The sequence below is a fragment of the Kribbella sp. NBC_00709 genome (genome assembly GCF_036226565.1).
Lineage (GTDB): Bacteria > Actinomycetota > Actinomycetes > Propionibacteriales > Kribbellaceae > Kribbella.
This window is the reverse complement of sequence record NZ_CP108996.1, coordinates 6430837-6456624: the sequence shown is the minus strand read 5'-3', so window position 1 is coordinate 6456624 and position 25788 is coordinate 6430837. Positions and strand designations below refer to the sequence as shown.

Genomic DNA, 25788 nt, shown 5'->3' with positions numbered 1-25788 from the left:
GTCAGACCGCCTGGCTGTCCTGACCGGCCGCGATCCGGCGCAGCGGTGAGGTCCAGGCGAAGACGACGCCGACGCCCCCGCACAGTCCCATCAGCACCATCCCGGTCCGCGGTCCGAAGGCGTTGCCGAGCACACCGCCGAGCACGGAGCCCAGCGTCCACCCGACGCCCCAGGACAGCATCCGGCCCGCTGTGTTGACTCGGCCGAGCAGCTTCTCGGGCGTCACCTGCTGGCGGTACGAGATCGCGTTGACGATCACCAGCACGTACGCCGAACCCCAGACGAGCAATGCCAGCGCTGCGATCACCCAGTTAGGCGATAGCGGGGACAGCACGCCTAGGAGCGCCGAGACCGGCAGTGCGTACAGCGTGATCGCCGCGGGCGGCATCCGCTTCAGCAACCGCGGCAGACTGAGCGCTGCGATCAGTCCGCCGATCCCCCACGTTCCCCAGACCAGTCCGAACCGGAGTCCCGACGTACCGACGTGAAGGACGCGGTCGCACCAGACCACGATCAGCGCCATGAATCCACCGCCGGCGAACGACTGCACGCTGCCGACGATCGTCATCGTCCGCACACCGGCATGCCCGATGAGATACCGCAGGCCGTCACCGATGTCGGTCAGTACTACCCGCGGCCGCAGCGGCGGCTGACCCTCGCGCGACTCCGACATCGCGCGCACGATCCCGCGGACGGCGAACGCGGACGCCGCGAAGCTGAGCGCGTCCAGCGTGAGCAGACTGGCCGGATCGAGTACGGCGAGGGTCAGACCGGTCAACGGCGGGACGAACAACTCGATCAGGCTCGACGCCGTCCAGACCGCGGAGTTGGCCTGCGCCACCCGCGCCCGGCCGACCAGGACCGGCAGTGCACCGAAGTTCGCGCCGTCGAAGAACGTGTAGACGGCCTGCACCGTGAACGCGACCACTAGCACCTGCGCGACAGTCAGCACCCCGAGCAGATGCGCGACTGGCACCGACCCGACGAGTACGGCGTTCACGCAGTCCGCGGTGACCATCGTCCGCCGCCGGTTCCAGCGGTCCGCGAGCGCACCGGCGAACAGGCCGGCCAGCAGGTACGGCGCTGACTCGAGCGCTGTCACCACCGCGGTCAGGACGGTCGAACCGCTGAGCCGGTACACGAGCACCGGGAGCGCGATCGCGGTGACCATCGACCCGGTGATCGACAGCGCGCGGGCCAGCCAGTACCGCCGGAAGTCCGGATCGTCGCGCAGCCGCCCGGGCATCACTGTCGTCATGGCCGCATCCTGCATGTTCAGGTGCGGTCGAGGTCAATGACCATCCACATCAAGTCCGCACCGAGATCGCGGTCCGGGGTCCGCGTCGCCTCGGTGAAGCCTTGAGCGCGGTAGAAGCCGATCGCCTGCTCGTTCGCGACCAGGACGTCGAGCAGGAGCTCCGGCGTACCGTCCGGCAGGGCTGCGATCGCGGCGTCGAGCAGTGCCTTGCCGATGCCCTTGCCTTGGTGGTCGGGTAGCACGTAGAGCTTCCACATCACCCAGGAGTCGCCCTCGCGGCCTAGACCGACCATGCCCAGGAGAGCGTCACCCTCGGTTGCCACCAGGGTGATGCCTTTGCTGATGCCGCGTTCCACGGCCTCTGCGGACCACCACTGGGCCAGTCCGTCGGTGATGAACTCCTCCGGCACCAGTCCGCCGTACGCCACCGGCCAGGTCGTCAGACCGATCTGCCGGATCGCGTCGACGTCGCTGGGCTCGGCCCGCCGTACGGCGATCATCCGTGCACCACCACTAGCTGCCCGTCCGGGTCCACGATCTCGAGCCCGGCCGCAGTCCGCGTCACCTGGTACGCGTCGAGTCGGGCCTGCACGTCGCCCAGGTCCTCGGTGGTGCTGAGATCCAGCCGTACGGCGAACTCGCCGGCGGCCGGTCCGAACCGGGCTGGGGTCTCCATGCCGACGCCTTCGAAGAAACGGCGCCAGGCCGGCTCCTCGGCACCGGTCAGGTACGGCGTGACCGACCAGCGCTCGTCCGGGCGCGCGTCATGGACCTTGTACCCGTACATGTCCTCGGAGCGCTCGTCGACCCAGATGACGACCGCGTCGGGCCCAGTCACCGACAGCACCCGTCCGTACGCCTCGTCGAAGACCGTCGCGTCGACGAACCCCACCTGCTCCAGGCGGTCCCGCAGCTCGTCGATCTTGTCCGCCTCGAACGAGAGGTTCGTCTGCCCGGGCTGGCCGCCAGTACTACTGCTCGCCGCGTCGTGCAGCGCGACCATCCCGCGACCGGTCAGCATGTCGACCCAGCCGCCACGCTCGGACTCGATCCGCGACCGCAGTCCCAGCGCCTCCAGGAACGCGCGCATCGCGTCCACGTCCGCCGTGAACCGCAGCGGCCTGATCACTGCGTTCTTCAGGTCGTTCATCCCCGCGCCTCCCCATGCTTGTCCAGGTACTCCGCCAGCGCCTGCTCGACCAACGCCGACAGGCTCGCGCCCTCGTCGATCGCCTTGTGCTTCACCCGCCGCACCAACCCGGGCGGCAGATACACGTTGAACTGCACCTTCTTGCCACCGTCGTCCGCCATGGCTATATTGCTAGCATCCTAGATGGCTAACCGTCAATCGTCAGGGAGTCCGCCATGAACCTCCGCTTCGACCACCTCGGCCTGCTCACCGACACCCGCGAGAAGAACCAGGAACTGGCCGACTTCTTCGCCGGTGTCCTCGGCCTCGACGTCTCCGGCAACGCCGGCGAGGGGTACGCCGAGGTGAAGGCCGGCGCGATGACGATCGCGTTGCACACCGGTGCGATGGTCGACGATTTCGGCGCGCACGGTGGCACGCTGCTCCAGTTCAGCAGCGACGACCTCCGCGCCGACGTCGAGGAGATCCGCCGGCGCGGCGGCAACATCGCCCTCGAGCCGACCGAGACCGACTGGGGCACGACGTCGGCGTACGTCGCGGGGCCGCACGGCGTGCTGGTGGAGCTGTACAAGTTCAACAGCTAGGCCCGCGGGTGTCCTAGGCGTCCGTCACAGTAGCGGTATGTCTGTGAATGAGCAGTTGCTGGAGCTCGAGGATCTGTTGTGGAAGGCGAATCGGGAGGGGGACGGGGACTTCTACGAGAAGTACCTGCTGGACGACGCGATCGCGGTCACCAAGTTCGGCATCATCGACAAGGCGACCGCGGTTCCGGGGATCACCGCGAACGTCAACCCGTACCTGAAGACCGACCGGACCGGCGAGCGGGTGATCGTCGTCGACGACCACACCGCGATCGTGACCTACCGGGTCGAGGTGACAGTGCTTGTCGACGGCGACGAGGCACAGTTCCCGGCGTACGCGAGCACGGTGTGGACCGACGTCAGCGGTGAGTGGCGGATTGCGTTCCACCAGCAGACGGCACTGTGAGCAGCGCGTCGTCCAGTTCCTTCTGCAGGCGCGCCTTCGGGCGGGCGCCGACGACGGACCAGATCATCTCGCCGCGGTGGAACAGGATCAGCGTCGGCAGCGCCATCACCCGGTAGCGGGCGGAGACGGCCGGGTTCTCGTCGGAGTTCAGCTTCACCACGGTCAGCTGATCGCTGCGGTCGGCGGCGATCTGGGCGAGCACCGGCGCGATCTGGTGGCAGGGCGGGCACCACTCGGCCCAGAAGTCCACGAGTACAGGCTTGTCGGATCGCAGTACCACCTCGTCGAAAGTTGCCTCGTCGACGGTACGCAGGTCGCTCATAGTTGGTTCATCCTCCAGCTCTCGGCGTCGGTCAGGAGGTCGGTCAGCCGGGCCCGCAGATCGGTGAGCTCGGCGATTCGCCGGTCCACCTCCGCGATCCGGGTCCGGTACGCCGTCAGCGAGGCCGGGCAGACGTCCGCCCGCTCGTTGCCGGCCCGCAGGCACTCGATGAACGGGTACGTCTGCTCCGCGGTCAGTCCGAGACTCAGCAGCGCCTTCACCTCACGGACGACTACCACGTCGTCCGCCTCGTACGACCGGTAGCCGTTGGACTCCCGCCGCGGCTTGAGCAGCCCCTGCGCCTCGTAGTACCGCACCGCCTTGACCGTCACACCGGCCTCGGCCGCCAGATCGCTGATCCGCATCCCGCCTCCTTCACCCCGACGCTAAACCTTGCCCCCAGGGTCAAGGTCAAGCCAGGATACTCAGTGGCCGCGGAAAGCCTCCTCCAACCACCACGACGGATGGTCCGCGACGACCTTCGCGTCCACGAGCATCGGCGCCACGCGCGGTCCGTCCAGCCAGTCCTCGACTGCCGTGAGGTCTTTGGCGCTGCGTACGGTCACTGCCTCGAAGCCGTATCCGCGTCCGACTGCGGCGATGTCGGTCGGCGGGAACGTCACCGTCTCCAGTGGGTGCCCCTCCGGCCCGAAGTGGTGCACCTCTGCGCCGTACGCGTCGTCGTTGTACACGACCACGAGCATCGGCAGGCCGAGCCGGCGTACGGTGTCGAGCTCCGCGGCGCTCATCAGCGCACCGCCGTCACCGAGTACGGCGACGGGTAGGCGGTCCGGCTGCGCCAGCGCGGCGCCGATCGCCGTCGCAAGCCCCAGCCCGACCGATTGGAACGCCTGGGTGAAGCACAGCCCGTTCTCGTCCGGCACCGACAGGCACACGCTCGGGTAGCCCATGAAGTTGCCGGAGTCGACGGCGATCACACGTTCGGCCGGGAGCAGGTCGTCGAGCGCGATGCTCAACGTCCGTGGGTCGATCTGCTCCCCCGTGCTCTCGTCGTCGAACGCGACGTCCCGCCAGCGCACGCTCCCGAGCTCGGCGGCGCGATAACCCACCTGCTGCTCGCCGAACGCCTCGAGGGCGAGCGTGGCGGTGAGGTCGACGTCGCCGGTGACACCCAGGTGGATCTCGCGATGCGCGCCGAGCGCGGACGCGTCGTCGTCGACCTGCACGACGGTCGCGTCGGGTCCGATCAACTGACCGTGCCGCATCGTCCACATGTTCAACGCGCATCCCCAACCCACGATGAGGTCCGCGTCGCGGATCAGTTCGGCGGTACGGGGCGAGGCAAAACCGCCCGAGATACCGAGATCCCATCGGTTGTCATGGAACAGGCCGTGTGCGACCGCCGACGTCGCGAGGAGCGCGCCGCATCGTTCCGCGAGCTCTTCAAGGGCCTTTCGATGTCCACGGGCACCGCGACCCGCAACGAACACCGCACGCTCCGCCCGCTGCAGCAGGTCGGTCAGTGCAGCGACCTCGGTGGCCTCCGGCACGACGGCATCCCTTGGAGGCGGTGCCTCGACCACCGGCGCCTCAGTCTCCAACGCCTGCAGGGAAAGCGGCACGTTCAGCAGCACGGTACGGCGTTCGCGAACAGCCGTCGCCAGCGCGCCCAGCGCCTCGGCGACAGCGGTCTCCGCCGAGGTGATCCGCACCGGCACCGCACCGACCGAACGGGCGAGCGCCTCCTGGTCGACGTAGAAGTTCGACCGCTGCTCGGTGGCCTCAGCCGCGACCACGACCATCGGCGTACGGCTCTTCGCCGCCTCGGCGATCCCGGTCATCGCGTTGGTGAGACCGCAACCCTGATGGACCGACAGCGCAGCCACCGTCCCGCTCATCCGCGAGTACGCGTCGGCCATCGTGGCGGCGCCACCCTCGTGCCGCGCGGCGACGAACCGCGCGCCTGCGCTCACCATCGCGTTCGTCAGGTGGAAGTTGCCGGACCCGACCACGCCGAAGACCTGCCGGACACCAGCGGCTGCCAACGCCCTTCCGACGGCGACCGCGACGTTCATCCGCGTTCGACCAGCGCGAGCACCCGGGCGGGCGAGCCGGAGCCACCGACGATCGGCAGCGGTCCGGCGATGATGACAGCACCGGTCGGCGGCAACTGGGCGAGGTTCTGCAGCTGCGTCAGCCCGTACTTGTCGCTGCCCATCAAGTAGGAGTGGCACGGGAACGGCGGGTCGAACGAGTGCGCCTTGCCTGCGTCGGTCCCGACAGTCTCGACGCCCATTCCGAGGACGGGCGACTCCTGCGCGACCCACCGCGCGCACTCCGGCGACAGGCCCGGCGTGTGCGGTCCGTTCTCGTCGGCGTTGAGGAAGGCCTCCTGCGAGTGCGATCGCGCGTCCCACCCCGTGCGTACGAACAGCCAGCCGCCGGCGGGCAGCGGGACGTTCTCCGCCTCCCACGCCTTGAGGTGGTCGACCTCGACGAGGAAGTCGGGGTTCTTCTCGACCTCCGCGGTGAAGTCGAGGACGACGGCCGGCGCGATCAGCCGGCTGGCCGGCACCGACGCCACATCGGCGAGGTCCTTGCCGGTGACCCAGTGGTTCGGCGCGTCGAAGTGGGTGCCGGTGTGCTCGCCGCTGGTGAAGTTGTTCCAGTACCAGGCCGGCCCGCGGTCGTCGTACCTGCTGATCTCCGCCAGCGCGAACGGCGCCGTCTGCCCGAACTCCGGCGGCAGCTGAATCACCGGCGTCGACGCGGACAGCGGCGACGTCAGGTCCACCACCTCGATCGATCCGTCGGCGAGTGCTGCGACGAGTGCCGACAGGGGCGACGAACCGGTCATGCGAACCTCCAGGCGAGTGGCGTACGGAGCCATGACGCTAGGACGACGACCCTGGCCTCGTCCAGGACAATGGCCGCATGCTGCTCGCGACCTTCCGTTCCCCCGAACTCCCACCAGGCGGACGACTGGTCGAACGGACCGCCGTCCGGGGCGTGCTCTTCCGCGGACCGGAGCTGCTGCTGCTCGGCTCGCGGCACGGCGACTACAAGTTCCCCGGCGGCGGCGTCGAGGCCGGCGAGTCCTTCGAGGCCGCCCTACGGCGCGAGTTCAACGAGGAGTGCGGGTACGACGGGGTCGCCGTCGGAGCCGAGCTGGCAACGACCCGCGAGGAAGTCGCCGCGATCGAGGCGGAGTACGACGTGTTCGGGATGACGTCGCACTACTTCGAGTGCTCCGGCGGGACATCAGTCGGCGAGCAGCAGCTGGAGGGGTATGAAGCGGAGCTGGAGCTCACACCACAGTGGGTGACTGTCGACACGGCACTGACAGCCAACCGCAGCGTGCTGGAGAGCGGCATCGGCGTAATGCGCTGGCTAGTACGAGAAACCGCCGTACTGGAGTGGCTGAGAAACCGGAGCGTCTAGGGCGCCGCTCGCCCGGACGGACGAACGGCGCCCGCATCGGTCAGCCGCCGGCCAGGAAAGCCTTCACAGCCGGCAAGTACGGGTCCGTCGCGGCCGCAGGCTTACGCACCCGTTCGTTCAGAGTCGGCTTCAGCTTGTCGAGGAGAGCTGCCAGGCCCTGATGACGCGCGGCCGTCTCGATAGCAACGGTGAGCATGCCCAACCCCGCGTGCCCGATCTGGCTCGCGTTCGCCTCGTCGTCCAGAATCGACTCGACTCTGTCCGCTCGCGCGGCGGCGATCGCGATCATCGCGATCCGATTGGCGTGATCGCCGGTGCCGGAGCGAGAAGCGAGATCGTCGATGGCACGCTGGAGTGGCTCATCGAGTAACCCCGGACGGTCGAGCCAGGTCGCAGCCCACGCAACCTCCGCGGCGTAGGCCTGGTTGGGGAGCAGAATCGGCCCGTCGTCCGGGATCAGATTTCCCAGACCTCTCCGTCGTAGGGCGGCCGCCGCCCACCCGAGCTCGCGCCAGTAGGCAGCCTGGTCGACCACGATCCGGCGCCGCAGAGCAGCTCCGAGCTCCTCGGCGAAAGCAGGCGCGAAGTTGCGGACCATGCCCGGCGCCTCACGGGTCAGTTGGTGGAGCAACTCGCCGCCACCTCGGAGTCCGAGGCGGTGGGCCAACACACTTTGGTCCGCGGCTCCGACCATGTCGATGATCCTCGTCGTCGTCTCTGTGTCTCTCGCCAGCGAGAAGACGTTGATCAGCGCGGGGATGTACGCCACGTCGCCCGGACCGAGCTTCTGCAGACGCCTGACGAGCCGCTCGACATCCAGGCTTGCTGCGAGCTCGCGCGCCCATGGCGCCGCCCAGATGTACAACAGACGGAGCACACTGCTCATCAGATGCGGACTGCTGATCACCGGGGCGACCTTCATCCAGCGCTTGTCCAGCAGCTCACCACGCATCCAGGCTGCGTTGTCTCCGGAGGCAGTCAGTCCGAGCCGGGCCAGCTGAATGCCGACGCGGCACTGCTCCAGCGGTTGCTGCTCCCATTGCAGGTTCACCCTGAACACCTGCCACGCCCACGGGGTATTCCGCAGGTCGGTCAGCAACTGGTCTCCGAGCTGCGGGCTGAGCCGGCGACACGCGGTCAAGAGATCGGTCAGCTCGCTCGGCGACTTCGCAGCCCGGAGCATCATCCGGTGGAGGTGACTCGGTGAACCGTCGTCGCCTTCGCCGAGCTGATGGACGAGCTCGACCGCTCGGACATGGTCGAATCGCGCGAAACTGAACAGACCCTGCGCAAGGTCAGCAGGCCGGTAGATCCGCCGAAATCTCGCCTCCCAGTCGAACTCCGGATCGAGTCGCCTGATTTCGTCCGCGAGATACCGGTTCGCATTGGCGAGGCCGCCGATCCCCAAGGTCTCCGCTGTCACCCGAAGATATTCGACCAGCGCCTGTGGTGGGACCGTCAGCAGCGGTCGCAGCTGCTTGTCAGCGTCGTACGCCGTGATGAACCTCTGCGCGATCTTGGGATGCAGCGCGCGCCCCAGACGATGCAGGTGCGTGAGCGCGTCTGCCCGGGCCGGTGCCGTCATCTGGCGCAGCAGGGTGTTCTCGTCGACCTCAGCCCCAAGGTCCCGGAGGAACTCCTCGCCGAGATGGTCGTCTTCGGCAACGAGCAGCGCGAGGTGCGGCGCCCAGGGCCGGACGAACGAGCGGGATGTCCGCAACGACGTCACGATCGCGTCGAACGCCTCCTGCTCCACCGCGCTCCAGTACGTCGCCCCGGACAGCCACAACGCTCGGAAGAAGTAGTACAGCACCGATGACCGCGGATCCATCCTGACCAGGTTCCGCGCCGTCTCCTCCCCCAAGCTCTCCGCAACGTGGAATGCGAAGCCGTCACCCCCCGGCATGAACCACTCGTCGACCTGGTGGACACTGCTGAGCAGCATGCTGATGCCCTTGGCGTCCGCGACGTGCTTCGCCAGCCGCTGCGCGAGATCCTTGCGGGGAATCAGCACCCCGTCCGTCGGTTCGTACAGGACGTACCGCATGACGGCCCCGTGGATCCTGCCGGTGGCGGAGACCAGCGCTGCCGCCTCGGCCGGCTGCGCGCTCCGGAGCGCGTTGATCAGATAGTCGGGGAGCGGGCTGTCGTACAGAAGCACGTTGATCATCCACGTGAACACATCGCGCTTGATGTAGAACTCGTCGAGGCCCTGGGCGATCTCCGCGGCGCCGGCCTTGCTCAGCGCGGTGAGGAAGGCGAACCGATTGCGTGTCAGTAGTTCCTCACGGTCGACGTTCGGGCCTCCGAAGTAGACCTGGAACGACATCCAGCTGGCCAGTGCGTCGAAGCCGGCGCCCGATGGCGGTCGCCCCTCCTGCAACTCCTGCACCCGGTCGTACGCACTCAGCATGCGCTGACCGTCGTCGGGTACGCCCTTCGGACGGCACCTCTCCAGATGCTGGTCGAGCTTGCGGAGCAGGCGATAGTGCTCGGCAGACGGCCGCACGCCGTGCAGGAAGCCGGCCGTGTTGTCCAGCAGCAGGGCATTGAGGTCCGGCCTCGACATCTTGGCCAGCTGATAGGCCACCTCCACCCGCTCGGACAGCGTGCCGGCCCGAGCCAGGATCCCTTCGAGCCCCGCCTCTGGATCAGCCAGTCGATCAAAGAAGGTCGTGTAGGCCTGCTCGCCGGTCTCGACGGAGTGCTCGAGGTCCTCCCGGTAGCGATGCACCACGCGCAGGACAGATCCGAGCTCGCGAGCCGACAGATCCGAGCGCTCGGACACCCGCCGCAGCAGAGTCAGTACCAGCCCAGCGGTCTGCTTGTGCTTGGACACGAACTCGAACGCCAGCAGCACGAATGCTGCCGTTCGTACGTCGGCCCTGCCTACCCAGTACCGCAGATCGCGACCGATGGCGTCGGAGTCGAGCAGGTCTACCAGGAGATCCGGATCGTAAACACGGCAGGCGCGGACCAGATCGGCGATGGCCTGGTCTTCCCCGGAGGTCAGGAGGTCGCTCAGGTAGCCACCGATGAGAGCAACGACTGTTGCGCGGAGCGACGCGACGTCGTCCAACGCGCCCCTGGTCAGTATGAGCTTGCTGAAGAACACGCTCGACAGCAGCAAGCTGTCGCCGCGTCGCCGGGCGCCTCTGTCCACGAGGCTCTGCACCACATCCGCGTCCAACTGCCGGCAGTTGAGCGGACAGCCCAGCAACGAGGTCGCGGCGAGGAGCCGGATGGGCTCTGCCAGCTCCGGCGCCTCGGCGAACAGACGGTTGATCATCTCGTCCCGGAGCTCGACCAACCGCTGGGACGTGACCTCCTCCTCCGCGGTACGAGTCGTGGCAGCGAGCAGCCGGCACAGGAGCTCGAGGTCGCCGCCGGCCGCCCGGACGAGTGGAGCGACGTCGGACCGGTTCGCGCCGTAGACCGCCGGATGTTGCTGAGACAACTTCTTGGCGAGCGCAATCAGGGCCTGCTGGCCCGCGATGGACGGAAAATGGTCCACCGCTCCGGAGTCCCATTCGCTCCCGCTGGCAGTTTCGTAGCGCGCAACGGCGAGGACCGGGACCGCGAGTGCGATCTGGACACCGCCCACCACGTCGCCGATGTTGGTGCTCCGGACGGGATACAGATCCTCCAGGATGACGAGTGTCCTCAAGGTCCGCTCGATATCGGCCAGCAGCAGCGCCGACCTGACGATCGCGGTCATGTCGTCGGCGGACGGAAGTTCGTGCCGCTCGGGTGTGAGAACGAGGATCCTCCACCCTTTGGTCAGCAGCTTCCGCGCCACCTGTGCCGCAATCACGCTCTTCCCGCTGCTTGGTGGTCCGCCGACGATGGCAGCAGTGGTTTTCGAATCGCCGCTCGCAGTGGCGAACTTGTGGACGAGGTTCCCGACGAGACCGGACTCCACCATGGGCAGAGCGGAGCGGCTGTCTTTCGTCTGCCCACGCCGCCGTGGCGTGACCATCGTGGACCAGGACCAGCCTGCCTTCTTCAGTAGCTCCTGCCGCGCACCTTCCAGTGCGGCTTCCCACCCGGATCCCCAGAGCAGAGCAGCAGCGCCCGCAATGCTTGCGTCAGTGGTGACGTCGCCCGAATCCGAGGGCGCCGACTTGCGCGTCCAGCCTTTGGCAGTGCGGAAGACGACCGCATCCATCTCGCTGCCTTGATACAGAGCGTCCACCAGATGCTCGTCCACGGCAGACCACTCACCAGGTTTCCTACCGCCACCCAGCACCACGACTCCCAGCTCGGTCGGTGAAGGCAGACCGAGCCGCGAGGCGATGAAGGTGAGCGCGACGGCGGGTGCGGCGTACAAGATCTCCGGCTCGAGAGAGCGCGGCAGACGATGCATGGCCGGCTCGGCTGCCGGGATGGCAACGGAAGGCAGTCCGGCGTCCTCGAGGAAGGCTGCGCCCACTTCCATTGCCTTCGTTGCCTGGCTCCGGAGATCCGGCGACAGCGGGATCCACGCGCTGCCGGAGTCGTCGTCCACAGCGGAGTCGTCTGCCGTGCCCACATCATGACCGAAGTCCAACGCGACTGTGACGAGCAGGGCATGTGAAGTCCCGCTGCGCCAGAGCGGGGTCCAGACCGCCGGTGTCGACAGCTGACAAGGCACCGTCGCGCGGTCACAGATGTCGTGCTGACCTATCCGATCGAGATCGTTGATGCGGCCGGCGTCCTCCAGCTTCTTCGCCGCAACTGTCAGGTACGGCAGCGACCCGTCCTGGTAGGCGATCAGCAGCGCACCGACTCCTGGATGGACGAGCCAGCCTGGAAGTGGCCTGCTCACCGGCAGCGCGTACGCGTCGGCGGCCATGTCCCTGACGAAGTCCGCAAAGTGCGGCGGATTGACCGCCGGGCCGTCGTTCGGCAGCAGACTGTTCAACGTGTACAGACCGGCCATCAGACGCTCGGCCGTCAAGTCCCCTTCCTGATCGGCTAGTTGACCATCAGACGATTCCTTGTTGAGCATTTCGAGTCCCCCCACACATCTTGTTCCCTTACAACATCTGCCCTTCACGCCACTCCAGGACCGCGCCCCCACGGCCTGAAGCTGCGATGGCGAGCCAGCCGGACGATCCGATCACCAGATCGTCCAGGTGCTCGGCAACATCCATCGCGGCTGCCGGCGGCGCGTCGGCCCCCAAGGGCGTACGCCGTACCCGGCCGTCATGCCCCGCAGACAACAGCTGGCGCGTCGGCCCGGCGCCCGCCAGCAGGACGGCCGAAACCTTGTTGCCTTCGTGGCCTGCCAGCCGTCGCCGCTGTCCGTCGCCGGTGAACGCCAGGACCTCCCCGTTCTGATAGCCGACGACAATCTCGCCACTCGACGAGCACATCGTGATCGCGGTCGGCCAATACCCACGACCTGGCTCGACGGCTGGCAACGCCATCGAGCGTCCGGTGCGCAAGCTCCAGACCGCGGACGGACCCCCGAGGACGACCACCGGCTCGGAACCGATGGTGCCAGTGGCGAACACGCTGAACTGTGGCTCGCCGGTGTCGACCTCCAGCTCGATCTCATCGGCTGTCGAGTACAGCGCCCAACCTGTCATCGTCCCGACCAGGAGCCTGCCGTCGACGATCGCGCAGCCGATCACCGACCCGCAGTTCGTGGCGATGTCCCGTGCGGACAAGTCGCCGAAGTCGTAAAGACGGACGTCGCCGTCGAAGTCACCCGCCAGCACGACGTCGCGTCCGTCGACCCGGCCAACGGCGAGACCGGTCACCATCCCCGACATTCGTTTGTCGAACGCGGTCGTCTCACCGCCCAGGCGATGGAAACTCACGGAACCGTCGTACCCGCCGATCACGAGCAGTTCGGCATTCCCCACGACATGGTCGGCCAACCTCGTGGCCCGGGGCGCATCGGCCTGCGCGGCCCACACCGTTCGCCACGACGCGGGGAGTTTGTCCGCACGGCTCGCGAGACTGTCCAGTCCCGCGACGTGAGCCAGATAGGCCAGCTGTCCGGCCCGATCGACCTCGTCGGCCCGATCCGCGGGCGCAAGAGCTTCCAGCAGCCTGCGCACCAGTGTGCTTCTGGACGGCGACTCGGCCGGGTGCGACGCCCTCGAATCCTCGAGGTAGAGGGCCCGCTTGGTTCTGGAGATGTCCGTGATGAGCAGGAATCCCGGATCATCGAGCAGACCGGTGAGCCGCCCGGCCTTGGCAGCATGGATCGCGAGATGCCGACGCGTGTACTCGGTGGCCAGTTCCCACTGCCGAGTCCCCGAGGGAAGCTGCGGCACCGCGGCGAGCAACGCGTCGGTGAACGCGGCGTGCATCAGCTCCAGGTGCCGGCCTCTCCGTAGCTCGGCCACCAATTCGTCGGACGCCATCCGCCAGCAGGCTTGCTCAGGTTCGGCGTAGGCCTCCGTGACGAGATCGGTGTCGAGCGCATCCAGCAGAGCGACCAGTTCCTCGGACGTGTAGTCCATCCCGGCCGACTGCTTCGCAACATCGAGCCACAGTCCGAAATCGGGAATGCCAGGTCCCTCGGCGAAGGCGAGTGGAGCCAGCAGCCCCATGGTTCGGTCCGGGTTCAGATTCAGCGCCTTCAGCCTGAGCGCGATGCGCTCAACGAGGATCGGCATGTCCTCCTCCTTCGTCAACGGATCCCGGGCACGCCATGAAGCGAGATCGTCGGCGGTGCGAAACGACCGCCCGGACTGGACTCCGACCCACCGTGCGAGCCGACGCACCTCGGCGCCGTCCTTGCCTGTGAGCCCGGAGCCTTCGGCGGTCAGGACCTTGACCGCCAGGTCGATCAGATCATCGGGGACGAAGTATGCCTCGCTGTCGAGGTCGATCTCCTGCGCGAGGTCGCGGAGGAGATCCGGCACCGTCGCGCTGCCCAGGACGAGCTTCAGCCGACCGGGACGCTGAGCCAACGGGAGGAGAACATCGGCGATGAAGAGGTCCCGGTCGTCCTCCTCCATCGATTCCGGCGCGTCGACCAGGACGACGATCTCGTCCGGACAGTCCTGGAGTGCGACGATCCGGTCCGACGGTAAGGGTGGCCGGACGATACCGAGCTCATCGAACAGCTCCGTCGTCAGGTCCTTCGCGCCGCGGCCTCGGGCATCGATGACCACATTCGCGGTTCCGGCCTCATCGAGGTCGTTCTTCAGCACGCTGAGCATCATCGACTTGCCCGAGCCGGACCCGCCGGAGACAACCACGACCGCCTGCTGGTCGGCGCCCTCGGCGCGCGCGAACTGCAGCAGATCACGCCGTGCCTGCCGCCGTCCGCCGAACAAGCGCAGCGCCCGCTCCGGCACCAGCGGCAGCCGGCCACTGTAGAACGGATTCTGGAAGACCTTGGAAATGCCTCTGATCGACGTCCCGGGTATTGCGCACGCCAACTCGTTGTCCCGATCGCGATTGATCTGATCGATGAGTTCGGCGATCTGCAAGTACGGCTGTGACCTCCGAACCTGCGGCTTTCGCAACGCGTCTGCGAAGGCCGTCGCGAACTCGAGCTGTCCGGCCTCCTCGACACGACTCGTCGCGGCGATACCCCAGACCGTTCCCACACGACGACCGGAGATCCTGTTCTCCAGCGAGAAGGACGCGATGTGCTCGATGCCGATTTCAGACTGGCAGGCGTCGATGACGACTACGATCTCGCGTCCGTTTCCGTGTCCGAGAATCTCCGCGAGCTGCTTCATAGGCATCGAGCTTCGCGGCAGCCATACAGGGGAAGGATCGGTGTCGGACGTGCAGATGTAGTAATCGCCGACGCCCTCCAAGCCATGCCCACTCAGATAGACGACCAGCGGGGACAGCTGACCCTCGCTCTGCGCTTCTTCCCCGAGCACATTCAAAATTGCCTGGAGCAACGACGCGCTGTCTCGGTCGATTCCTCCGTCGTCCAGCAGGCGAGCGGCGTACTCCGTCGCCAGTACGTTGGCGACTACGGCGACCTCGGACTCGACCGCGTGGAGCTCGTCGAGCTTGCCGTTGGACTTTGGGTAGTGCGCAGTGCCCGCGACCAAGGCCACGAGGTCGGGGGCGATCGCGCTACCCGAGGCCACTGGTGATCGCCTCGCCGGCCTCGTAGGTGCTCAGATAACGAGCGATGTCGTGAGCATGCAGACGGCCGTTCGTGACCACGGCGTCCTCGACGTCCCCGAAGACGGGGGCAAGCTCCTTCACCGCGGCGACGCCGTCCTCCTTCGCGGCGACATTCACCCAGCGCCGTACCGATGGCCGATTGCCGCTGTCGTTCACCGGTGGTCGCAGCCTGGGCGCCAGAACTCGAAGCCCGAGCGGGGATCCGAGGGTGACGAACGTGTCGATCCCCCACTCGGGGTGAGCCATCAGGCCTTCATAGGCGACCAAACTGCCCATCGAGTGGCCGACTATCACTCTGGTGTCGCTCGTCACCGTCGCGTCGAGACGTTCCTGGATGCGGGTTCGCAGGTCGTCCTCGCTCAAGTACCTGTGCACCTGGCGGACGAACCAAACGATCTTTCGCTGCGCCGCATCCGGAAGGAACTCCGATGCTTGCAGCTTGCGAACCAGCGCCTGCACAAGCTCAGGCACATAGACCTTGGTCGGAAGGCGCGATTCGTCGCCGGCGCCGAAGCCGTCGGCAATCTCCTCGAGGAATTCGAGCTCGAACCCGGGCCCGAGGTCGCCAGGCCCTAGCGGCGGAATCCACTGGTCGTCGTCCGGGGCTTTCCCGCCGGCGAGCCGGAAACAGTTCCCGTAATGGACCAGGTCCACGTCGGACTCAGGCAACGGCGGCAGATGACTGTCGTCGAGACCTTGAGCAAGCGCTTGAAACCATTTGGCTTTCGTGAGTGCCCTGGATCGATACTGGTGACCGATGCCGTGAACGAACACAACACGCGCCATGCATTCCCCCCACCCCATGCCGACCGCCTGGTCAGCAGAACGGTTAGAGTCTCGGGCCTGACTCGATGTCACGCAAGACTCCACACCGTAGCGATTACGCCTCGGTCGCCACCCTGACCCACTCCCCCAGGACCTTCGCGCTGGCGTCCACCAGCGCCGGCCAGTCGAGGGCTGCCTCGTCAGCCGAGTCCGAGACGTGCTTCACGACGCGTACAGGTACGCCGTACTCCTGGCAGGCGTACACGACGCCGTACGCCTCCATGTCGACCAACTGCGCCCGCTCCGCCAACCGCGCCCGTACGACGGGATCGGTCACGAACACGTCGCCCGACGCCAGCACCGTCCCGTCCCCACCCTCGACAACCAACTCGTCCCGAGGATCCAACCCGATAGCCCGAACCGCCGCCGCATTCACATCGTGGTTGATCACAACACTCGGCAGAAACAACCCGGACAGCCCATCCCTCAACGCCCCGGTGGTCCCCAGGTTGAGCACCACGAGATCCGTAGTCTCCCGCCCCGCCAGAGCCCGACTGACGGCAACCGCCGCAGCCGTCTTGCCGACCCCCGTGATCACCACCGGGATCCCCTCCGGCACATACCGCGCTTCACCCGCGACCGCACTGACCGCCAGGTACTGCGTCACAGAGATCCCTTCGGCGCAACCCACTCAACCGGCTGCCCGGTGATCTTCGCGATCCGCTCGTAGTCCTCGTCATAATGCAACACCGTCAGCCCGGCGAGCTCCGCAGTCGCCGCAATGATCAGGTCCGGCAAGCTGAACTGCCGATGCTGGCTCTTCGTCGCGAACCGCTGGTGCACCTCCAACGCCCGAGTCATCGCCTCGTTGGTCACCTCGACCCATCGCTGACCGTGCAGAGCCCCCCACAAGCTCTCGTACCACTCTGGACTGGGAGCGTTGTTCAGGTACTCGAGTGCCGTCATCTGACAGGCCGCCAGTCGTCCCTCGATCAACAGCGTCTGGAACCGTCGAGAGACGTCCTCGGACCGTGACTGGTGGACATAGACAGACGTGTCCGCCAAATAGATCGTGCCGGCCATCATGCGCTGCGGTCCTCCCGAGCACGCTCCGCCAGCCCCTCGAGATCGCGACCGCCTCCGTAGCGCCATGCCTCCGCAGAACCGGAGAAGTCCATCGGCGCCTCCGCGAAGATCTTGGCGATCTCCCGCCCTCGCCGACGTACGGCAAGCTCTCGGAGCGCGCCGTTGATCGTCTCCACCTTGCTGTCGGTGCCGAGCTCAGCCCGTGCGGCATCGAGCCACTCGTCGTTCACGTCAACTGAGATGCGCGTCATGAGTCAAACTTTACACCAAGACCGGCTCCGTCTATGCACCAAAATTGACGCACTCTTGGTGCAGTTCAGCTGACGGTGACGGTGGGTTCGCCGGCGTCTCCGATGGCTTCCATGGTTTCCGCGATGCGCATGGCTTCTTCGATCAGGGTTTCGACGATGGCCGATTCCGGGACGGTCTTGATGACCTCGCCCTTGACGAAGATCTGGCCCTTGCCGTTGCCGGAGGCGACGCCGAGGTCGGCTTCGCGGGCCTCGCCAGGGCCGTTGACGACGCAGCCCATGACGGCGACGCGGAGCGGGACCTCCATGCCCTCGAGGCCGGCGGTGACCTGCTCGGCCAGCGTGTAGACGTCCACCTGGGCGCGGCCGCAGGACGGGCAGGAGACGATCTCGAGCTTGCGCTCGCGCAGGTTCAGCGACTGCAGGATCTGCAGGCCGACCTTGACCTCCTCGACCGGCGGCGCGGACAGCGACACCCGGATCGTGTCCCCGATGCCCTTCGACAGCAGCGCGCCGAACGCCACCGACGACTTGATCGTGCCCTGGAACGCCGGCCCGGCCTCGGTCACGCCGAGATGCAGCGGCCAGTCACCCTGCTCGGCCAGCAGCTCGTACGCGCGGACCATCACGACCGGGTCGTTGTGCTTCACGGAGATCTTGAAGTCGTGGAAGTCGTGCTCCTCGAACAGCGACGCCTCCCAGACGGCCGACTCGGCCAGCGCCTCCGGCGTCGCCTTGCCGTACTTCTGCAGCAGCCGCGGGTCCAGCGAGCCGGCGTTCACACCGATCCGCAGCGACGTCCCGTGGTCCTTCGCGGCCTGCGCGATCTGCTTCACCTGGTCGTCGAACTTGCGGATGTTGCCCGGGTTCACCCGGACCGCCGCACAGCCCGCCTCGATCGCGGCGAAGACGTAGCTCGGCTGGAAGTGGATGTCGGCGATCACCGGGATCTGCGAGTGCTTCGCGATCTCGGGCAGCGCGTCGGCGTCCTCCTGCCGCGGGCAGGCGACCCGGACGATGTCGCAGCCGGCCGCGGTCAGCTCCGCGATCTGCTGCAGCGTCGTGTTGACCTCGTGCGTCTTCGTGGTCGTCATCGACTGCACCGAGACCGGCGCGTCCCCACCGACCAGCACTTTGCCCACCTTGATCTGGCGGGTCTTGCGGCGCGGGGCGAGGGTCGGTGGCGGCAGCGCGGGCATGCCCAGGTTGATGCTCATGAGTCCTTAACCGTTGGGTGAGGGTCAGCCGTTGAAGAGCTTGATGGGGTTCACGATGTCGGCGATGACGAGCAGCACGCCCATCACCACGATCACACTGGCCGCGACGTACGCGATCGGCAGCAGCTTGGCCACGTCGACGTACCCGGGGTCGGGTCGCCGGAACAGCTTCGCGAGGCCGCGCCGGATGCCTTCCCAGATCGCGCCGATCATGTGACCGCCGTCCAGCGGCAGCAGCGGGATGAAGTTGAACAGGGCAAGGAACAGGTTCAGCGAGGCGAGCAGCAGGATCCCGGTGGCGAGCTTCTGGCCGACACCCAGATCGCTGGAGGCGACCTCACCCGCGACCCGGCTGGCGCCGACGACGCTCATCGGGCTGTCCTGGTCGCGCTGACCGCCGACGATCGACTTCGCCACCCCGACCAGCTTCTCCGGGAAGCGGCCGAGCGCCTGCACGGTGCTGACGGTCAGCTTGCCCATCTGGTCGACGACGAAGCCGAAGCTCTGCCGCTCGACCTTCTCGGTCGGCGAGATCCCGAGGAAGCCGACCGAGACGAGCTTGTCGGAGGTGGCGCTCTCCTGCACCTGGTTCACGATCGTGCTGGTCTGCAGCGTCTTCTGCGCACCGTTGCGCTCGACAACGATCGTGGCCGGCTTGTCGGTGTTCGCCCGGATCAGCGGCGTGAGCTGGTCCCAGCTGGAGATCCGGGTGCCGTTGAAGGACACGATCTTGTCGCCGACCTGGAACCCGGCGTCCTTGGCCGGCGACACCTTGTCGGTGTCGGTGCACTGCCGGTCGGGCGTGGCCTGGTTGGCCGGGATGACGCAGTCGGTCACGTTGGAGACCGTGGTCTGCGCGACCGGTGTCCCGTAGAGCATGTACAGCCCGCCGAACAGCACGAACGCGATCACCACGTTGACGAGCGGCCCGGACGCCATCACGATCAGCTTCTTCCACCACACCTTCTGGTAGAAGAGCCGGCCGTCGTCCTCGGGCGCGATCGTCTCGTACTCCGCCGACCGCGCGTTCTCGACCATCGACTGGATCGGGCCGGTGTTGGCCTTGCGGACCTTGGTCGGGTCCTGGCCCTTGCCGGGGGGCAGCATCCCGATGATCCGGACGAAACCACCGGCCGGGATGGCCTTGATGCCGTACTCCGTCTCACCGCGCTTGGTGGACCAGACGGTACGGCCGAAGCCGACGAAGAACTGCGTGACCTTCATCCCGAACGCCTTGGCCGGGAGCATGTGGCCCATCTCGTGCAACGCCACCGAGATCAGGACCCCGAGGACGAACAGCACGATACCGATGGTGGTGAGAAGCACGGTCATGCCTTCTGGTTCTCCTGGCTGCTATCGGTTGCCGGCAGTGATCTCACGAGCCCGGTCCCGGGCCCACGCGTCCGCGGCGAGCACGTCGTCGACGGACAGTTCCACATACGAGGGTACGTCGTGTTCGGTCACCACCCGGGCGACTGTGTCGACGATCCCGGTGAACGGCAGCCGTCCGGCCCGGAACGCCTCCACGCAGACTTCGTTCGCCGCGTTGAACACGGCCGGCGCCGTACCGCCCCGGGCGCCTGCCTCGCGGGCCAGGCCCACCGACGGGAACTCGGCGTCGTCGACCGGCTGGAACGTCCAGGTGCTCGCCTCGGCGAAGTTCCACGGCGGCGACGCGTCCGCTATCCGGTCGGGCCAGCCGAGCGCGAGCCCGATCGGCACGGTCATCGTCGGTACGCCGACCTGCGCGATCGTGGCGCCGTCGAAGAACTCGACCATCGAATGGATGGCCTGCTGCCGGTGGATCACGACGTCGATCCGGTCCATCGGGATGCCGAAGAGCAGATGCGCCTCGATCAGCTCCAGGCCCTTGTTGACGAGCGTGGCGGAGTTGATCGTGACGACCGGACCCATCGCGAAGTTCGGGTGGTCGAGGGCTTGCTCGACCGTGACGTTCGCGAGCTCGCTCCGGGGCTTGCCCAGGAACGGGCCGCCGCTCGCGGTCAGCAGCAGCTTGCGGACCTCGTCCGGCGAGCCGCCGCGTAGACACTGGGCGATCGCGCTGTGCTCGGAGTCGACCGCGACGATCTGGCCCGGCTTGGCCAGCCGCGTCACGATCGGCCCACCGATCACCAGCGACTCCTTGTTGGCCAGGGCCAGCGTGTTCCCGGCGTCCAGCGCCGCCAGCGTCGCGTGCAGGCCGACCGATCCGTTGATTCCGTTGAGAACCACGTCACACGGCATCGCCGCGAGCTCGCTGGAGGCGTCCGGCCCGGTGATGATCTTCGGGATCCGGAACTCCCCCTGCGCGTATCCCTTCCGCTGCGCCTCGGCGTAGAACGCCAGCTGCAGGTCCTGCGCGACTGTGGCCTTCGCCACCGCGACGACCTCGACGGCGAACTCGAGGGCCTGCTCGGCCAGCAACGCGACGTTGTCACCGCCGGCGGACAGCGCGAGCACACGGAAGCGGTCCTGGTTCCGCCCGATCAGCTCGAGCGCCGTAGTACCGATCGAGCCGGTCGAACCGAGGATGACGACGCTGCGCGGGTTCACGGCGCCATTGTTCCAGGTCAGGACAGTGGTCAGGACAGTAGGAGCCGGAACGGGAGCGCCCCGAGCCGGATCTCGTCACCGTGACCGACCATGGCGGTCTGGATCGGTACTCCGTTGACCTGTGTCCCGTTGGTGGAGCCCAGGTCCCGCAGCTCGTAGCTGGTCGCGTCGATCCGCAGCAGCTCCGCGTGGTGCCGGCTGATCTCCTGGCGGTCGATGATCACGTCGCAGTCCGCTGCCCGCCCGATCCGGACCAGGTCGAGCAGCGGTACTACATCCCCGTCCTGACCGACCAGCACCGGCTGTGGCCCGGTCTCCAGGGCAGTGGCGATCTCACCGACTCCAGCGGTACGGATCGACACCGAGACGATCAGGTCGTCCCCTTTGTCGACGCGCAGGTTGTGCTGAGCGCCGAAGCCCTGCAGGAGCTCGCCGTACTCGTCGATGACGACCACAGAGACGTGGTAGTAGCCCGGTGGCAGTTGTGCATACGCCGCTGCTCCGAGCGACGTGGTGAGCACCACAGCGTCGTACTCGCGGTGACTGACGTCGGTGATCGTGATCAGGACCGGATTGTTGGCAGTGAGGTGCGCCTCGGCGCCGGTGTCGCCCGGAGTGAACTCGACCGTTACCAGGGGCGCCGGACGGGCCTCGTCGAGGCCGACCAGCCGGTCGACTGCGGGCACTGTGCCAGTGGGGATCGCCAGTGGCACGTACTGACCGTGCGACCTGACCAACAGGTCGAGCTGCGGCCTCGGCACACCGTTGCGGCGGGCCAGGAAGTACGCGTTCACCATGCCCTTGCCGAAGATGAAGGCCACGTCGCCCACCACGGCACGCACGAATCCACTGATCGGCTCCATCTGCACCCCCAGTGCATCAGTATCCAGGAATCACGACTCCGGTACGGCGGTGTCCGGTGTGCCGCGTACCGTTGCCCGGTGACCGCCTTACAGACCACCGTGCTGATCATCGAGAACGATCGCGAGAGCGGCCCCGGCAAGCTGCTCGGCTGGCTGGACGACCGTGGGCTCTCACCCGTTGTCGTCCGAGCCTGGGACGGTGAGCCGGTTCCCACCAGCGTGGACGGTCATGCGGCGCTGATCATGCTCGGCGGCGGGATGCTGCCCGACGAGGACGAGCGGTCGCCGTGGTTGCCGGCCGAGCGCGCGCTGCTGCGTAATGCGCACGACCGTGTGCCGGTGCTGGGGATCTGCCTGGGCGGGCAGTTGCTGGCGCACACGTTCGGCGGCGAGGTGCAGGGGAAGTACGGGCTGCCGGAGAAGGGTGTGACGTCGCTGACAGTCCTGCCCGCTGCCGCGGACGATCCTCTGCTCGCGGACCTGCCGTCGACGGTGTGGGCGGTGGAGAGTCACCAGGACCAGATCACGCGGCTGCCCGACGACGCCGTACTGCTGATGTCGAGTGAGCGTTGCCCGAACCAGATGCTGCGCGTCGGCGACCGGAGCTGGGGCGTGCAGTTCCATCCAGAGGTCGCGGCAGACCGGGTACGCCGGTGGAACCCGGAGCGACTGCGGGCGATGGGGTTCGATCCGGACGCACTGGTCGCCGACGCCGAGCGGTATGCGGAGGAGCTGGACAAGACCTGGTCGGCCGTGGTCGGCCGATTCCTGTCGAACCTGTAGCGGCGCTACCTTTGGTCGCATGAGTCTGGAGCAGCCGCCACCCGGTCACCGGGCATCCGACAACGACCGCGAGCGTGCCGCCGCCGTGGTCCAGGAAGCACACACCGACGGACGGCTTGACTTCGAGGAGCTGGACGAGCGGCTGACCCAGATCTACACGGCCAAGACCCAGCTCGAGCTCCGCAACGCGACCGCTGATCTGCTGCCGGTCGCGCACGGCAGCTCCCAGGAGCTCACCCTCCGGGCGCGGCACAGCGCGCAGAAGCGGGAGGGCGCGTGGGTCGTGCCGGAGCGGCTGACCGCGATCGCGGAGCACTCGTCGGTCAAGCTCGACTTCACCGACGCCGTCGTGCACTGGGCCGACATCCACGTCGACGCGCAGGCCATCCACAGCTCGGTGGTCATGGTGATTCCCGAGGGCTGGAGCGTCGACATCGACCAGGTCGAGGCGAACCACAGCAGCGCCAAGAACAAGGCCGTCGCGCCCCGCCCCGGCGGCGTCCGCCTCCACGTCACCGGCAGGGCCCACCATGCCAGCGTCGTCGTCCGCCATCCCCGCAAGCGCCACTGGTGGTGGCCCTGGTACCGCAAGTGATCGATTAGCGTTCGGGTATGACTGCATCGCTGGATCTTGTCGACGTCGACTCCCTGCTGACCGAGGAGGAGATTGACGTTCGGGCGGCTGCTCGGCGGTTCGCCGATGAGCGGTTGCGGCCGGCGTTGCCGGAGTGGTTCGAGACGGCGTCGATTCCGGCGCGGGAGCTGGCGAAGGAGTTGGGAGCGCTCGGGTTCCTGGGCATGCACCTGACCGGGTACGGGTGCGCGGGGCTGGGCCCAGTGGCGTACGGGCTCGCCTGCCTGGAGATCGAGGCGGCAGACTCGGGGATGCGGTCGCTGGTGTCGGTGCAGGGATCGCTCGCGATGTACGCGATCTGGAAGTACGGCAGCGAGGAGCAGAAGACCGAATGGCTGCCCCGGATGTCCGCGGGTGAGGCGATCGGCTGCTTCGGACTGACCGAGCCCGACTTCGGCTCCAACCCGGCCGGCATGCGCACCAACGCCCGCCGCGACGGTCACGACTGGGTGCTGAACGGCTCCAAGATGTGGATCACCAACGGTTCGGTCGCCGATGTCGCGGTCGTCTGGGCCCGGGCCGACGACGGTGTCCGCGGCTTCGTCGTACCGACCTCGACACCTGGTTTCTCGGCGCCGGAGATCAAGCAGAAGATGTCGCTGCGGGCATCCGTCACCTCCGAGCTGGTGCTCGAGGACGTCCATCTCCCGGCCGGCGCAATGTTGCCGGAGGCACGCGGTCTGTCCGGCCCGCTCGGCTGCCTGAACGAGGCCCGGTTCGGCATCATCTTCGGCGCGATGGGCGCGGCCCGCGACTGCCTGGAGACCGCGATCGCGTACGCCGGTGAGCGGATCGTGTTCGACAAGCCGCTGACGGCGTACCAGCTGACCCAGGCGAAGATCGCCGACATGGCGGTCGAGCTGAACAAGGGCATCCTGCTCGCCGTCCATCTGGGCCGGCTGAAGGAGAAAGGCACGCTCCGGCCCGAGCAGGTGTCGGTCGGCAAGCTGAACAACGTCCGCGAGGCGATCGCGATCGCCCGCGAGTGCCGCACGATCCTGGCGGCCAACGGCATCAGCGGCGAGTACCCGATCATGCGGCACGCCAACAACCTCGAGTCCGTCCTCACCTACGAAGGCACGTCCGAGGTGCACCAGCTCGTGATCGGCCAGGCCCTCACCGGCCAGGCGGCCTTCCGCTGACGCATACCGATTCCGGCACCTGGGCACAGGGGGTGATATCAGTGACTGCGAGTGTCCGGAAGGAGCAGGTATGCGGATCGGAGCCGGAATCGCCCTCGTCGTGGTGGGCGCGATCATCGCGTTCGCCGTGCGGGACACGTCCGACACGCTGAACCTGACCGCCCTTGGGATCATCATCATGCTCGGCGGGATCGCCGGGATCTGGATGTCGTACCGGCTGGCCAACACGCGGCGGCGGCGCACCGACGCACCGCTGATGGACCCGGAGGTCGAGAAGCAGTACGACACCAGCCCGCCGAAGAAGGTCGCCGGCGAACTGATCGACGTCACGCCGACGCATCTGCGCGAGGATCAGAACCGCTTCAGTAAGTAGTCGCACTCGTCCGCGTAAGTGCGGACCACCGTGCCGTCGGCCGCCTGTTCGGTCCAGCGGTCGATGACGCGCGGCCCGGACCAGAGTTCGTACCCGAGCCGCTCGTACAGGCGGCGCGCGGCCGGATTGTCCGGGCTCACGCCCAGCCCGATCGCCGGCCGGCCCCAGTCCCCGGCGACCGCCTCGGCCGCGCGGATGAGCGCCGTACCGACACCTTCGCCCCGGACGAAGGCGTGCAGTCCGTTGATCTCGGCCGGGTCGGCGGCCGCCTGAACCTCGTCGTACTTCGACGCGCGCAGGATCATTGTCTGGCCGACGATGTCGCCGTCGCGGCGGGCGAGCAGGAACAGCCCGTCGTCACGTTGCTGGACGTCCCAACGGCCCCGGACGTGGTACTGCGCGGCCGGCGCCTCCGCGAAGGATTCGATCAGCTCATCGACGTCGGAACGGGTGGCCGGCCTGATCTCCATCCGGCGACCTTAGGCCGATGGAGGAGTTCGTGCGACCGTGAGTCATGGACGGGAATCGTGAACTACTGGAACGATTGTGGCCGATGGACGGCCAACTGGCGTTGTCGGCCGAGGCCGAACACGAGTTGCGCACGGACGACTACGTACTGGAGATGCCGCAGTCGGGTGAGCGCATCGCCGGCCGGGACCGGATGCGCGCGATGCAACAGGAGTACCCGAACCCGCCGTCGATCCAGGTTCTCCGGATCACCGGTGCCGGCAACTACTTTGTCGTACTCGGACGCTCGGACTACGGAGGCGACATCTACTACGTCGCGAACGTCGTCGAATTCCGCGACGGCCGGATCGCCCGCGAGACGCGCGTGTACGGCTCGCCGTTCGATCCCCCGGAATGGCGGGCGAAATACGCATCCCCTGCCGACTGACAGACGCTTC

The 25788-nt window shown here is 67.3% G+C and carries 27 protein-coding genes; 8 read left to right on the top strand and 19 right to left on the bottom strand.

Annotated elements, in window-relative coordinates; translation table 11 throughout:
- Position 1 precedes the first annotated feature (1 nt).
- From OHA18_RS31615 to OHA18_RS31600, 4 genes are read right to left on the bottom strand one after another with little or no spacing between them, the layout of a single operon-like run.
- Positions 2-1258 carry an MFS transporter gene (locus OHA18_RS31615; protein ID WP_328998987.1) on the bottom strand — a complete coding sequence of 419 codons (1257 nt, stop codon included), beginning with the start codon at positions 1256-1258 and terminating at the stop codon, positions 2-4.
- A gap of 17 nt (positions 1259-1275) precedes the next feature.
- Positions 1276-1758: a GNAT family N-acetyltransferase gene (locus OHA18_RS31610; protein WP_328998986.1), complete on the bottom strand. Its 483-nt coding sequence runs from the start codon at positions 1756-1758 to the stop codon at positions 1276-1278.
- Entirely contained in the window at positions 1755-2408 is a 654-nt protein-coding gene (locus OHA18_RS31605) for a VOC family protein (RefSeq protein ID WP_328998985.1), read from the bottom strand. Before OHA18_RS31605 ends, OHA18_RS31610 begins: the two co-directional genes overlap by 4 nt.
- The gene (locus OHA18_RS31600; RefSeq protein ID WP_328998984.1) at positions 2405-2569 is read right to left on the bottom strand and encodes a CopG family transcriptional regulator; all 165 of its coding nucleotides are present in this window, start codon (positions 2567-2569) and stop codon (positions 2405-2407) included. The genes OHA18_RS31605 and OHA18_RS31600 overlap by 4 nt, the downstream gene beginning before the upstream one ends.
- A gap of 54 nt (positions 2570-2623) precedes the next feature.
- Here OHA18_RS31600 and OHA18_RS31595 point away from each other — a divergent pair, with 54 nt between their 5' ends.
- Together OHA18_RS31595 and OHA18_RS31590 are read left to right on the top strand one after the other, a co-directional pair.
- Positions 2624-2992 carry a VOC family protein gene (locus OHA18_RS31595; RefSeq protein WP_328998983.1) on the top strand — a complete coding sequence of 123 codons (369 nt, stop codon included), beginning with the start codon at positions 2624-2626 and terminating at the stop codon, positions 2990-2992.
- A gap of 37 nt (positions 2993-3029) precedes the next feature.
- Complete coding sequence (locus tag OHA18_RS31590) at positions 3030-3395, top strand: nuclear transport factor 2 family protein (protein ID WP_328998982.1); 366 nt, start codon at positions 3030-3032, stop codon at positions 3393-3395.
- On the opposite strand, the gene trxA is transcribed toward OHA18_RS31590, so the two are convergent.
- The 4 genes from trxA to OHA18_RS31570 are packed head-to-tail and all read right to left on the bottom strand — an operon-like array spanning position 3349 to position 6535.
- Complete coding sequence (gene trxA, locus OHA18_RS31585; RefSeq protein ID WP_328998981.1) at positions 3349-3717, bottom strand: thioredoxin; 369 nt, start codon at positions 3715-3717, stop codon at positions 3349-3351. The genes OHA18_RS31590 and trxA overlap by 47 nt on opposite strands.
- Positions 3714-4082, bottom strand: coding sequence for a MerR family transcriptional regulator (locus tag OHA18_RS31580; RefSeq protein ID WP_328998980.1), 369 nt, complete (start codon positions 4080-4082; stop codon positions 3714-3716). Before OHA18_RS31580 ends, trxA begins: the two co-directional genes overlap by 4 nt.
- 60 nt (positions 4083-4142) lie before the next feature.
- Positions 4143-5753 (bottom strand): thiamine pyrophosphate-binding protein, encoded by a 1611-nt coding sequence (locus tag OHA18_RS31575; protein ID WP_328998979.1) that lies wholly within the window; start codon positions 5751-5753, stop codon positions 4143-4145.
- Positions 5750-6535, bottom strand: coding sequence for a cyclase family protein (locus OHA18_RS31570; protein ID WP_328998978.1), 786 nt, complete (start codon positions 6533-6535; stop codon positions 5750-5752). Before OHA18_RS31570 ends, OHA18_RS31575 begins: the two co-directional genes overlap by 4 nt.
- 77 nt (positions 6536-6612) lie before the next feature.
- Here OHA18_RS31570 and OHA18_RS31565 point away from each other — a divergent pair, with 77 nt between their 5' ends.
- Positions 6613-7119: an NUDIX domain-containing protein gene (locus OHA18_RS31565; protein WP_328998977.1), complete on the top strand. Its 507-nt coding sequence runs from the start codon at positions 6613-6615 to the stop codon at positions 7117-7119.
- 40 nt (positions 7120-7159) lie between these two features.
- Here OHA18_RS31565 and OHA18_RS31560 read toward each other — a convergent pair whose 3' ends face one another.
- The 10 genes from OHA18_RS31560 to OHA18_RS31515 form a co-directional block, all read right to left on the bottom strand.
- Positions 7160-12058, bottom strand: coding sequence for a hypothetical protein (locus OHA18_RS31560; RefSeq protein ID WP_328998976.1), 4899 nt, complete (start codon positions 12056-12058; stop codon positions 7160-7162).
- A gap of 79 nt (positions 12059-12137) precedes the next feature.
- Positions 12138-15176 (bottom strand): caspase family protein, encoded by a 3039-nt coding sequence (locus OHA18_RS31555; RefSeq protein ID WP_328998975.1) that lies wholly within the window; start codon positions 15174-15176, stop codon positions 12138-12140.
- The gene (locus tag OHA18_RS31550) at positions 15163-16002 is read right to left on the bottom strand and encodes a hypothetical protein (RefSeq protein WP_328998974.1); all 840 of its coding nucleotides are present in this window, start codon (positions 16000-16002) and stop codon (positions 15163-15165) included. The genes OHA18_RS31555 and OHA18_RS31550 overlap by 14 nt, the downstream gene beginning before the upstream one ends.
- 94 nt (positions 16003-16096) lie before the next feature.
- Entirely contained in the window at positions 16097-16648 is a 552-nt protein-coding gene (locus tag OHA18_RS31545) for a nucleosidase (RefSeq protein WP_328998973.1), read from the bottom strand.
- Complete coding sequence (locus OHA18_RS31540) at positions 16645-17067, bottom strand: PIN domain nuclease (protein WP_328998972.1); 423 nt, start codon at positions 17065-17067, stop codon at positions 16645-16647. Before OHA18_RS31540 ends, OHA18_RS31545 begins: the two co-directional genes overlap by 4 nt.
- Positions 17064-17318: a type II toxin-antitoxin system VapB family antitoxin gene (locus OHA18_RS31535; protein ID WP_328998971.1), complete on the bottom strand. Its 255-nt coding sequence runs from the start codon at positions 17316-17318 to the stop codon at positions 17064-17066. The genes OHA18_RS31540 and OHA18_RS31535 overlap by 4 nt, the downstream gene beginning before the upstream one ends.
- Positions 17319-17383: 65 nt before the next feature.
- Positions 17384-18535 (bottom strand): flavodoxin-dependent (E)-4-hydroxy-3-methylbut-2-enyl-diphosphate synthase, encoded by a 1152-nt coding sequence (ispG, locus tag OHA18_RS31530; RefSeq protein ID WP_328998970.1) that lies wholly within the window; start codon positions 18533-18535, stop codon positions 17384-17386.
- 24 nt (positions 18536-18559) lie between these two features.
- A complete protein-coding gene (locus OHA18_RS31525; protein ID WP_328998969.1) occupies positions 18560-19867 on the bottom strand; it encodes a M50 family metallopeptidase in 1308 nt (435 codons plus the stop codon).
- 21 nt (positions 19868-19888) lie between these two features.
- On the bottom strand, positions 19889-21088 hold the full coding sequence (gene dxr, locus OHA18_RS31520) for a 1-deoxy-D-xylulose-5-phosphate reductoisomerase (protein WP_328998968.1): 1200 nt from the start codon (positions 21086-21088) through the stop codon (positions 19889-19891).
- A 29-nt stretch (positions 21089-21117) separates the two neighbouring features.
- Positions 21118-21951 (bottom strand): FHA domain-containing protein, encoded by an 834-nt coding sequence (locus tag OHA18_RS31515; RefSeq protein WP_328998967.1) that lies wholly within the window; start codon positions 21949-21951, stop codon positions 21118-21120.
- 78 nt (positions 21952-22029) lie between these two features.
- Between OHA18_RS31515 and OHA18_RS31510 the strand changes: the two genes are divergently transcribed.
- The 4 genes from OHA18_RS31510 to OHA18_RS31495 all read left to right on the top strand — a co-directional run bounded on the left by OHA18_RS31510 (position 22030) and on the right by OHA18_RS31495 (position 24883).
- Entirely contained in the window at positions 22030-22734 is a 705-nt protein-coding gene (locus tag OHA18_RS31510) for a type 1 glutamine amidotransferase (protein ID WP_328998966.1), read from the top strand.
- A 19-nt stretch (positions 22735-22753) separates the two neighbouring features.
- Positions 22754-23329, top strand: a complete 576-nt coding sequence (locus tag OHA18_RS31505; RefSeq protein WP_328998965.1) for a DUF1707 SHOCT-like domain-containing protein — start codon at positions 22754-22756, stop codon at positions 23327-23329.
- Positions 23330-23346: 17 nt separating this feature from the next.
- Positions 23347-24510 (top strand): acyl-CoA dehydrogenase family protein, encoded by a 1164-nt coding sequence (locus OHA18_RS31500; RefSeq protein ID WP_328998964.1) that lies wholly within the window; start codon positions 23347-23349, stop codon positions 24508-24510.
- A gap of 70 nt (positions 24511-24580) precedes the next feature.
- Positions 24581-24883, top strand: a complete 303-nt coding sequence (locus OHA18_RS31495; protein ID WP_328998963.1) for a DUF6458 family protein — start codon at positions 24581-24583, stop codon at positions 24881-24883.
- Here OHA18_RS31495 and OHA18_RS31490 read toward each other — a convergent pair.
- On the bottom strand, positions 24862-25353 hold the full coding sequence (locus OHA18_RS31490) for a GNAT family N-acetyltransferase (RefSeq protein ID WP_328998962.1): 492 nt from the start codon (positions 25351-25353) through the stop codon (positions 24862-24864). The two genes, OHA18_RS31495 and OHA18_RS31490, sit on opposite strands and share 22 nt — an antisense overlap.
- 83 nt (positions 25354-25436) lie before the next feature.
- Here OHA18_RS31490 and OHA18_RS31485 point away from each other — a divergent pair, with 83 nt between their 5' ends.
- Positions 25437-25778: a nuclear transport factor 2 family protein gene (locus tag OHA18_RS31485; protein ID WP_328998960.1), complete on the top strand. Its 342-nt coding sequence runs from the start codon at positions 25437-25439 to the stop codon at positions 25776-25778.
- Positions 25779-25788: the final 10 nt, after the last annotated feature.